This is a genomic window from Rheinheimera sp., assembly GCF_020217005.1.
Classification (GTDB): Bacteria; Pseudomonadota; Gammaproteobacteria; order Enterobacterales; family Alteromonadaceae; genus Pararheinheimera.
Genome location: NZ_JAIWOI010000269.1, coordinates 1 through 10000, shown reverse-complemented (window position 1 = coordinate 10000; position 10000 = coordinate 1). Strand labels below are relative to the sequence as shown.

At 46.7% G+C, this 10000-nt stretch carries 8 protein-coding genes; 4 read left to right on the top strand and 4 right to left on the bottom strand.

The window, feature by feature from the left end; translation table 11 throughout:
* Both LDL40_RS13145 and ppsA read right to left on the bottom strand, forming a co-directional pair.
* Positions 1-579, bottom strand: a 579-nt coding sequence (locus tag LDL40_RS13145; protein WP_300995830.1) for an ADP-ribosylglycohydrolase family protein, incomplete at its 3' end; no start/stop codon positions are given.
* 234 nt (positions 580-813) lie between these two features.
* Positions 814-3189 (bottom strand): phosphoenolpyruvate synthase, encoded by a 2376-nt coding sequence (ppsA, locus tag LDL40_RS13140; RefSeq protein ID WP_300995829.1) that lies wholly within the window; start codon positions 3187-3189, stop codon positions 814-816.
* Between the two features lie 138 nt (positions 3190-3327).
* On the opposite strand from ppsA, the gene LDL40_RS13135 reads away from it, so the two are divergent.
* Positions 3328-4137, top strand: a complete 810-nt coding sequence (locus LDL40_RS13135) for a pyruvate, water dikinase regulatory protein (RefSeq protein WP_300995828.1) — start codon at positions 3328-3330, stop codon at positions 4135-4137.
* Here LDL40_RS13135 and LDL40_RS13130 read toward each other — a convergent pair.
* Entirely contained in the window at positions 4134-5225 is a 1092-nt protein-coding gene (locus tag LDL40_RS13130; RefSeq protein ID WP_300995827.1) for a 2-dehydropantoate 2-reductase, read from the bottom strand. The two genes, LDL40_RS13135 and LDL40_RS13130, sit on opposite strands and share 4 nt — an antisense overlap.
* The gene (locus LDL40_RS13125) at positions 5209-6558 is read right to left on the bottom strand and encodes a class II 3-deoxy-7-phosphoheptulonate synthase (RefSeq protein WP_300995826.1); all 1350 of its coding nucleotides are present in this window, start codon (positions 6556-6558) and stop codon (positions 5209-5211) included. The genes LDL40_RS13130 and LDL40_RS13125 overlap by 17 nt, the downstream gene beginning before the upstream one ends.
* A gap of 234 nt (positions 6559-6792) precedes the next feature.
* Between LDL40_RS13125 and LDL40_RS13120 the strand changes: the two genes are divergently transcribed.
* The 3 genes from LDL40_RS13120 to LDL40_RS13110 form a co-directional block, all read left to right on the top strand.
* Positions 6793-7707, top strand: coding sequence for a MoxR family ATPase (locus LDL40_RS13120; RefSeq protein WP_300995825.1), 915 nt, complete (start codon positions 6793-6795; stop codon positions 7705-7707).
* Complete coding sequence (locus LDL40_RS13115; RefSeq protein ID WP_300995824.1) at positions 7704-8633, top strand: hypothetical protein; 930 nt, start codon at positions 7704-7706, stop codon at positions 8631-8633. The genes LDL40_RS13120 and LDL40_RS13115 overlap by 4 nt, the downstream gene beginning before the upstream one ends.
* Positions 8627-10000, top strand: a 1374-nt coding sequence (locus tag LDL40_RS13110; protein WP_300995823.1) for a DUF3488 and transglutaminase-like domain-containing protein, incomplete at its 3' end; no start/stop codon positions are given. The genes LDL40_RS13115 and LDL40_RS13110, both read left to right, overlap by 7 nt.

The following is a 10000-nucleotide window of genomic DNA, read 5'->3' as shown; positions in this document are numbered from 1 at the left end:
TACTTTGAGTTGCGAAGCCCAGTCTTTTATCAACTGATAGAGCTCGTCAGCACTGCAGTCATTTTCTAGCACATGACCCAAAGCCATCACGTACAGGCCACTGATCTGCTGGCACAACATGCTTGGATGCGTCAGCGCAGTATCAGCCATAGCCCAAGCCGCAAGTTGCGGTAATGACTGATAAGGCACCATTAATGCTACAGGACCAACTCTGGCCAAAGCTTCGGTCGTGCAACCTTCTTCATCTGGTTCACCTAACAAAGCGTGTTTTAAATCGTCTGGCACAGCAAAAGGTTCAGTTCTGAGCCAGTATTCATACGCCTGCCAGGCGCCATCTTCCTGATACTCGGCATAATGGGCCAGCAGCCTACACAGCAACACAGCCAGTTCTCCGCTGTCCGTCGGTTGACCCGACAAAGTTTGCCATGGGTTTTGCAATAAAATTTCATTTAGTTCAAGTCCTAGCCGCTCCTCGCGTTCTTTTTCCTCAATGCCTTCGACAGCTGAACCCAAGACTTCCCCGGCCAATAAGCCATACATCAAACCGAGGGCTTTGGATTTAAGCACCGGGTCACTCATCTAGACCTCCCTTCTGTAGAACCAGAATGCGGCTAATTTTTACTCATCGTTAATTTATAAGGTATTGCGGCAAAGAAGCCAAGCCATTCAGCTAAAAATCAATAAAATTTAATAAGTTAATGAAGTGCTTTGGCTTTTTTAGCACCAGATAAAGACGCTTCAACCTGAAGGTATCAGTGAAAAGTGCCGACAAAAAAGCCAGCACTTAGGCTGGCTTTTTTAAGTTATTGTGTATTACTGGCCGTATTTTTCTGCCAAATACAACCAGGTTTCCAGCACTGTATCGGGGTTTAATGACACTGAATCTATGCCCTGCTCCATCAGCCATGCAGCGAAGTCTTCGTGATCTGAAGGACCCTGCCCACAAATGCCTACATATTTTCCTTTGGCCTTAGCGGTTTGTATTGCCATAGACAGCAACTTCTTAATAGCTGGATTACGTTCATCAAACAGGTGCGCTATTAAACCGCTGTCACGGTCCAACCCTAAAGTAAGCTGAGTTAGGTCGTTAGAGCCGATAGAAAATCCATCAAAGTACTCCAGGAACTCTTCAGCTAATAAGCAGTTGGACGGCAATTCACACATCATAATGACTTTTAGGCCGTTTTCTCCGCGTTTCAGCCCATGAGCGGCCAACAAGTCAATCACTGCTTTGGCCTCTTCCAGTGTACGGACGAACGGGATCATCACTTCGACATTGGTAAAGCCCATTTCATTGCGAACCCGCTTTAAGGCTTCGCATTCCATAGCAAAACAATCACGGAAATCTTCAGAAATGTAACGCGAGGCTCCCCGGAAACCTATCATAGGGTTTTCTTCGTGCGGCTCGTACTGCTGACCACCAATCAGGTTAGCGTATTCGTTTGACTTAAAGTCAGACATCCGCACTATCACGCGCTCAGGAGAGAAAGCGGCAGCCAAAGTTGATATACCCTCGGTCAACTTCCCTACATAAAACTCAACAGGTGAGCTGTAGCCCGCCATCATCTGGCCGATCGTCGCTTTAAGTTCGTCGCTTTGTGCATCGAAATTCAGTAAAGCTTTTGGATGCACCCCTATCATACGATTGATGATGAATTCCAAACGGGCTAAACCAATACCTGCATGTGGCAATTTAGCGAAGGAGAATGCGCGCTCCGGATTACCGACATTCATCATAATCTTCATTTTCAGGGCTGGCATCTGGTCGACACGCGACGTCATCACGTCAAAACCTAAAATGCCATCGTAGACGAACCCTGTATCACCCTCAGCACAGGACACTGTGACATCCTGACCATTCTTGATTTTTTTGGTGGCATCACCGCAGCCGACTACAGCTGGAATACCCAGTTCACGCGCTATAATTGCAGCGTGACATGTACGGCCGCCGCGATTGGTGACAATAGCAGAAGCGCGTTTCATGATAGGTTCCCAATCCGGGTCTGTCATGTCAGTTACCAGCACATCACCGGGCTGGATCTGGTCCATGTCGGCAATACTTGCCAGCACCTTGGCTTTGCCCGAGCCAATTTTATGCCCTATAGCTCGGCCTTCGACCACTACAGGCGCCGTACCTTTGAGGGCAAAGCGCTCCATTTCATTACTATCTTCACGACTACGCACAGTTTCGGGGCGAGCCTGAACTATATACAGTTTACCGTCCTGACCGTCTTTGGCCCATTCGATATCCATGGCGCGGCCATAGTGTTTTTCTATGATAATGGCTTGTTTTGCCAATTCCTGCACTTCCGCATCCGTCAGTGAAAATTGTTGACGTTTTGCGACAGGCACATCGTCCACTACCACTTGTTTACCATGACTTAGGTCTTTGGAATACACCATCTGCAACAGTTTGCTGCCTAAGTTACGGCGCACCACAGCTGGACGACCAGCCATCACAGTTGGTTTATGCACATAAAACTCATCAGGATTGACAGCGCCCTGGACCACCATTTCACCTAAGCCGTACGACGAGGTGACAAAGACGACATCTTCAAAGCCGGACTCAGTGTCGATACTGAACATCACTCCTGAAGCAGACAAATCTGAACGCACCATTCGCTGCACGCCAGCAGATAGAGCCACACCACGGTGGTCGTAGCCCTGATGCACTCGATAAGAAATTGCACGGTCATTAAACAAAGATGCAAATACGTGTTTGATAGCTTCAATCACATGGGCGTAACCACGTACATTTAAAAAAGTTTCCTGTTGACCTGCAAAAGAAGCATCCGGCATATCTTCAGCTGTAGCTGAAGAACGCACTGCAAAGGAGACATCTTCAGCACAACCTTGTTGCAGCTGTTGATATGCGTTTTGAATGGCGTGTTCGAATTCAGTTTGAAATGGAGTGTCTATCACCCATTGCCGAATTTGCGCACCAGCTTTTACAAGGGCATTGACATCATCTACGTCCAGTCCATCCAACAGTTGATAAATCCGTTCGTTAAGACCACTCTGTTCAAGAAATTGATTAAAGGCATAAGCTGTAGTGGCAAAACCACCAGGTACTTGCACCCCTGCATTTGCCAGGTTACTGATCATTTCACCTAATGAAGCATTTTTTCCACCAACGCGAGGTACGTCGTGCATGCCCAGGTCCTGGTACCAAACAACGAATTCTTGCACAATGAGTCTCCAATTTTTGTTGCAGGTTATGTAAGCTTACATGGTTAACCACAAAAGCAACTCAATTCTACACTGGCGACAAAGTTAAATAAAACCTTAATTTTTATGTAATTTTATAACTACAAAATGGAGAAAATTGTGAGAACAGCCTTTTATATTTCCGATGGTACAGGCATTACATCCGAGGTGTTCGGACATGCTCTATTATCACTGTTTCCTGCTGAATTCGACCATATCACTATTCCATTTGTTGAAACCAAGGAGATCGCCTTACAAGCAAAGCAACGGATAAACGATCGTTATAAAACTACCGGAATCCGGCCTCTAATTTTTCAGACCTTTGTCGATGAGGAATTGCGACATATCATTAACAGCAGCGACGGTGTTTGCTATGACTTTCTAAATGCATTTATTGAACCTATGCAAAAGGAATTGGGCATAGCCGCGATGCCTAAAACACACCGCACCCATAGCATGCATGAAAAGACTTATGATTTCAGGATTGACGCAGTGAACTATGCGCTCGCCAATGACGATGGCGTCAATCTAAAAGAATATGCCAAAGCCGACATTATTTTAGTGGGAGTCAGTCGCTCCGGTAAAACCCCCACCAGTTTATACTTAGCGTTACAGTATGGTATCAAGGCAGCCAACTACCCATTTGTACAGGAAGATATGGATACGCTCAGGTTGCCGGAGGAGCTGAAAAAACAGAAAGCCAAGTTATTTGGCCTGACTATTACGCCTGAGCGTTTAAGCAAAATACGTGAGCAGCGCCGCCCCGGCAGTAAATATGCTTCACTGCGGCAATGCAAACTCGAATTGGATGAAGTGGAGGCTTTGTACCAAAAGGAAAAAATTCCTTTTTTAAACTCTACTCATTTGTCCATCGAAGAAATATCAGCAAAGATCTTATCGCAAACGGGTTTGAAACGACAAAAGTACTAAGACTTGCTCTGGCCAGTGGCCTCTTGCAGTAGCCGGGTCGCATGCAGGAGGCAAAGCCGGATCGGCTCGCCCTGCTCTTTTCGTTTAACCAGTTGCACTAAGCCTCTGTTGACGGGAGCATCAAGCTTCAGCTGCTGCGCTAAAGTTACTACTGCACCGTTTAGAAAGTCGATTTCGGTCGCTTTGCCTGCCTGAATATCGTCCCACATTGAGGAGCGGGCTTGCGGCGAAATTGCTAACATTTTCCTGGCTAACCTTTTAAACAGCCAGTCAGGCAATTGCATTAACAGCGGAAGATAAGCGTTCGGAACAACGGTGTAGGAATAGCTCTTAATGTTCAGCAGTCGGCACAAATTCAACAGCTCTTTCATAGCTGCAGCCAACAATAATCGATAAGGACGTTGCAGCAATTGCTGCTGTAAGGGTAAATCTGATAGCGCATTGATGGCGTTATTGAGGTTGAGCATCAATTTCCCAAACTCGGCAGCTTTCATATTTTCCAGTTGTTTTGACTTGATCCCTTGATGGCTTAACTGCAAAAGCGTAGCACGGATCCTGGGATCATCAGATTGCTGCCAGATCATAGCTGCACCAGTAGTGCGTTCGTAAAACCCTGCTTTTACCTTAACTACATTAAAAGGCACTATAGCGCGTAGTACAGTCTGAGAAAGAAATTGTTGATACAAAGGTGCCAAAGCTACGCCGTTTTGCATGGCTACAACCAGGCAATTTGCGGATAAACATTGCTTTAGCTGGGGGAGCAAATAGTGAAGATCCAGAGCTTTTACTGTCACTAACACTAGTTGCGCTGTGCGCAGCGCTTCAAGTTCAGTATAAACAGCCGGAGATGCCAATTGATAACAAGCGCCATCCAAGTCCTGTGCAGTTAAGCCATATGCAGCAGCTTCAAGTGCCATTCGTTCGCGACCTATGAAGATCACGTCAAAATCTGCTGATTGGGCAAGCATAGTACCCAGATAACAACCTATAGCCCCGGCTCCAACTATGGCAACGCGTAGAGCAGCTGAACTGTTGCCTGAAGGCTCAGACAACAGTTCAGCCGTTGTTTTGCTATTTACGGACCGCACGGAGTGTATCTGCAATCAGGAAAGCCAATTCCAGCACCTGATCTGAGTTTAAACGCGGGTCACACTGAGTTGTGTAACGTTTACTCAAGTCGTTCTCCGACAAGCCATAAGCTCCACCAGTACATTCAGTGACATTATCCCCAGTCATTTCAAGGTGGATACCACCGGCATGAGTACCTTCCGCCTGGTGCACTGCGAAGAAATACCGAATTTCACGCAAAATAGCCTCAAAGTCACGGGTCTTATAGTCGTTGCTGGCTTTAACAGTATTACCGTGCATTGGATCTGAGCTCCAGACCACTTTACGACCTTCGCGTTCAACACGACGTACCAAAGCAGGTAGCTTTTCTGCCAATTTGTCTGCGCCCATCCGGGTAATCAAAGTCAGGCGGCCTGGCGTATTGTCCGGATTCAGCGCGTCTATCAGGCGCAATAGGTCCACTTCATCCATCCCTGGTCCCACTTTCACGCCCACAGGATTTTTAATACCGCGGAAAAACTCTATATGAGCGTGGTCCAGTTGACGGGTACGCTCCCCTATCCAGACCATATGGGCTGAACAGTCATACCAGTCTCCAGTCAGGGAGTCGCGACGGGTTAATGCTTCTTCATAGTTCAGTAACAGCGCTTCATGAGAGGTGTACAGCGAGGTCTCACGAATGGAAGGCGAATTTTCAGCTGTGATACCACAAATCTCCATAAAGCGTAAGGCTTCCTGAATGCGTTGCGCTACATCCTGATACCGGCCTTTTAGAGGGTTGGCATCAACAAACCCCAGATTCCAGCGGCTAACCTGATGTAAATCAGCTAATCCACCTTGGGCAAAGGCGCGTAATAAATTTAAAGTCGCAGCAGAGTGGTGATAAGCCGTCATTAGCCGATTTGGATCCGGCTTACGGGCTTCTGCTGTGAATTCAAAACTGTTGACTATATCACCGCGGTAGCTCGGATGAGACACTCCAGCTATGGTTTCTAAATCACTGGAACGTGGCTTAGCGTATTGGCCTGCCATACGTGCTACTTTAACTACAGGACAGCCACCGGCAAAAGTGAGGACAACAGCCATCTGCAGCAATACTTTAAAGGTGTCACGAATTTTTGGTGCATTAAAGTCACTAAAGCTTTCCGCACAATCTCCGCCTTGCAGCAAAAATGCTTTGCCCTCAGCCACTTGTCCGAGCTGACTAAAGAGATCACGAGTCTCTTGCGCAAATACCAAAGGCGGATATTTATGCAATTGTTGCTCAACAGCACTGAGCAGAGCCTGATCTTCGTAATGAGGTTGTTGTTGGATTGGAAAAGCTCGCCAACTTTGAGGCGTCCAGGTCGTCACTTTAAGTAGTCCTATAGTTCTGAGTTGATAGTATTAGTCACTAGGTTATTTATCCGCAGACAAAGTAAATTCATTGGCTGCTAAATTCAATGCTTAAATGACTATATTGTGCGGAAATCTGCAAATAGTTTGCAATTTACAGACAAAAACACCCAGATGTCTAAACATCTGAAAATATCAAGCAGTTTGTCGCCCGGATTTATGGCACAAAACGGCTACAGTGCAGGAGCAGTTATGGCGGAAATTCATGCTTTACAGCAGTTAGAGCAGAAGCTGAATCAGGTGATTTTAGGTAAACCCGAAGCAGTGCGGCTTGCCTTATGTTGTCTATTGTCAGAGGGCCATTTATTGATAGAAGATTTACCAGGTCTTGGCAAAACAACTCTAGCCCATGCGTTAGCGCTTAGCCTGGGACTGCAGTACAAAAGAGTGCAGTTTACCAATGACATGCTACCAGGTGACTTACTGGGGCAATCCATCTTCCTGCGCGACACTCATGAATTTCAGTTCAAACCTGGTGCAATCTTTAGCCAAATTTTACTAGCAGACGAAATTAACAGAGCTAGTCCACGCACCCAAAGCGCTTTACTTGAAGCCATGGAGGAAAAGCAGGTTTCAATCGATGGTCTATCATACGGGTTACCCAAACCTTTTTTTGTGATAGCTACCCAAAATCCGTTGTTTCATGCGGGCACCAACGCCCTGCCTGAATCACAACTTGACCGTTTTCTGATGCGACTCGCTCTTGGCTTTCCCGATCTGCAGACCGAGAAGCTCATTTTGCAGCAGGACTCAGGCCAATCAAGATTAGAAGGACTTACCCCTTGTCTTAACGAATTGCAGCTGATGGCACTGCAACAGCAAGTGCTTCATGTAAAAGTCAGTGACGCTTTAATGGATTATTTGCTGGCTTTAGTTAGTCACAGTCGGCAACAACCTGATTGCCTACCTCTGTCGCCACGCGCCGCAAAAGCATTACTCAGAGCCACCAAAGCCTTTGCTTTGCTCAGTGGCCGCCTATTTGCAACAGCCGAAGACGTACAGCAGGTATTCCCCTCAGTCGCTGAGCACAGACTCAATCCTGGCGGTGCCAGAAACGGCCAAAACCTGAGTCAGCTATTGTTACGTCAGGTGCCTTGTCCGCTATGATGCTCAGGTTCACACCATGGCTTAAATCCTGGTTCAAATCCAAACTGCTGTTGTGGTTGGACAAACGGCAACCTGCAACTTCGGTTTTAACTCTGCAACAACATGTACTCTTTGTATTTCCTACCTCTTACGGCGGCTGGTTTGTAATGCTGATAGCCCTGCTGTACTTATTCGGTACCAATTATCAGAATAATCTGATATTACTCTGCGCTTACCTGCTATTGTCTTTGTTTTGCTGCTGCATACTGGCCGCCTTTTTTAATTTGTATCGGCTCAAACTCAGCAGCACCGCAGCTCCGTTTTACTATGCAGGAGATGCCATCCAATTAAGAGTAAAACTTGAGCACTATCAACATAAAAAAATGATCCAGCTCTTTTCAGACGATTTCTCCCCCCTATCTCTTGAGTCACTCTCTGAAGAATTAGTTCTGGATCTGTATCCAAAGCGTCGGGGTTATTATCAGTTACAACGCTTTACGCTACTGTCCTGTTATCCTTTTGGACTGATCCGGTGTTGGACCCATATTCAGTTGTCGCAGCTTTATTGGGTGTATCCCGAAGCGGGATCATTAAATAAGAGCCAGCCCGTCGCAACCGAACACCTGCCAGACCAGCCCGATCAGTTGGCGCCTTATCAGGCAGGAGCTCCAGCTTCTGCATTGGACTGGAAGCGACTGGCAAAAACGCCGTGGCAGCCAGTGATTAGACAACATTCGTCAAACAACTCAATCAAACAACCAAAGCACCTGACTGTTAATACGTCTGGGCCTGCTCTGGAACAGCAATTAGCAGAATTTTGCGCCCAGATACTTCAGTTAGAAAGCCAAGGCCACCAGTACAGCCTAAGTACGCCTGGTGAAAAAATCCCTGCGGGCAATGGACAACCACATCTGCACCGCTGCTTACAGGCGTTGGCGTTATGTTGAATCCTTGCTTCATCCGACTTGCATTATTACTCCAGTTGCTGCTGCTCGCGCTGCTGCAAGAGGCCTTGAGCTGGTGGTCAAGTCTGGTACTGATTTGCATACTGCTATTTAAATACAGCGCAGTTCGGACAGATAAAACAATACGCATGACCACAATAAACGCGCTGGCTGTCTTGTTGTGTCTGTTGCTGCTTTCACAGCTATCGCAACAAGACATGCAGGATTCCATGCTGCAGTTGTTGTTTTTCTCTGCAGCCTTAAGATTGTTTTCAGTCACAGCAGAGCTACGACAGGCTAAAAAGTTGGTGTGGGTACAGTATTTCTTAATCAGTACTGGCTTTATGATCAACCAAAGTCTGTGGTTTGCAATTGCAGTGTTTGTACTATTTTTTGCGAACTTATATTTGCACTATTTATTGTTTGCTCCCGTGCATCAGCGCCAGTTTGAATTTGTTGAATTTCGGCTTCTGGCCTGGATAATGCCACTTTGTATCGCCCTTTTTTTACTTTTTCCCCGCCTGCCGCCATTTTGGCAAACTGATCGTCAGCATCAAGCTCAAACGGGTCTGGCGGATTCTGTTTCACTCGGTGGTCTGGAACGACTAGTGCAAAATAATAGTCTGGCATTCAGAGTTGAATTTGATGGTGCCAAACCGCTACAGCATGAGTTGTATTGGCGTGCCAAAGTTTTTGAACACTACGATGGCAAGGACTGGTTGCCGGTACTTTGGCAACAAGCGGCCCCTTTGTCGAGACATCAAGCCCGATATCATTATCAGGTTATAGTTGAACCTCATTTTCAACGCAGCTTATTTAGTCTTGGGCAGGTGCAGCAAGCTGACGGCCAGGTTAGACCGGTAGCAGCTGGACTGATTGAAAGTTACCCGCAGATAAACAGACGTTTCGCTTACAGTCTGAGTTCAGACGGTTTAGCTGTTGCGCTGCAAAATAATGAAGAAGCTAAACTAAATCAAGTTTTACGCCAGACCAACCCTCAGGCAAGTGCTCTGGCAGAACAACTAAAACTACTGCATACAACACCCTCAGCCTACGCTAAGGCGCTGTACCAGTATTTCCAGGACTATAACTTCAGCTACAGCCTTCGCCCACCTTCCCTAAACAAAAACGCGCAAATCGATCAGTTTTTGTTTGAGCATAAAATTGGTTTTTGTGGTCATTATGCCTCAGCAGCAGCTTACCTGTTTCGGGCTGCCGGTATTCCAGCCCGGGTGGTCGGTGGTTATCAGGGAGGCAGTTGGCAAGCGACAGGAGATTATCTGCAGGTACTGCAGAAAGATGCTCATGCTTGGGTCGAGTATCTGGAGCAAGACAAATGGCATCGCTTTGACGCCACAGCTGTAGTAGCA

Excerpts from the sequence above, each read along its gene's own strand:
- LDL40_RS13120 (WP_300995825.1), top strand. The coding sequence starts at position 6,793 with ATGGCGGAAATTCATGCTTTACAGCAGTTAGAGCAGAAGCTGAATCAG.
- LDL40_RS13115 (WP_300995824.1), top strand. The coding sequence starts at position 7,704 with ATGATGCTCAGGTTCACACCATGGCTTAAATCCTGGTTCAAATCCAAA.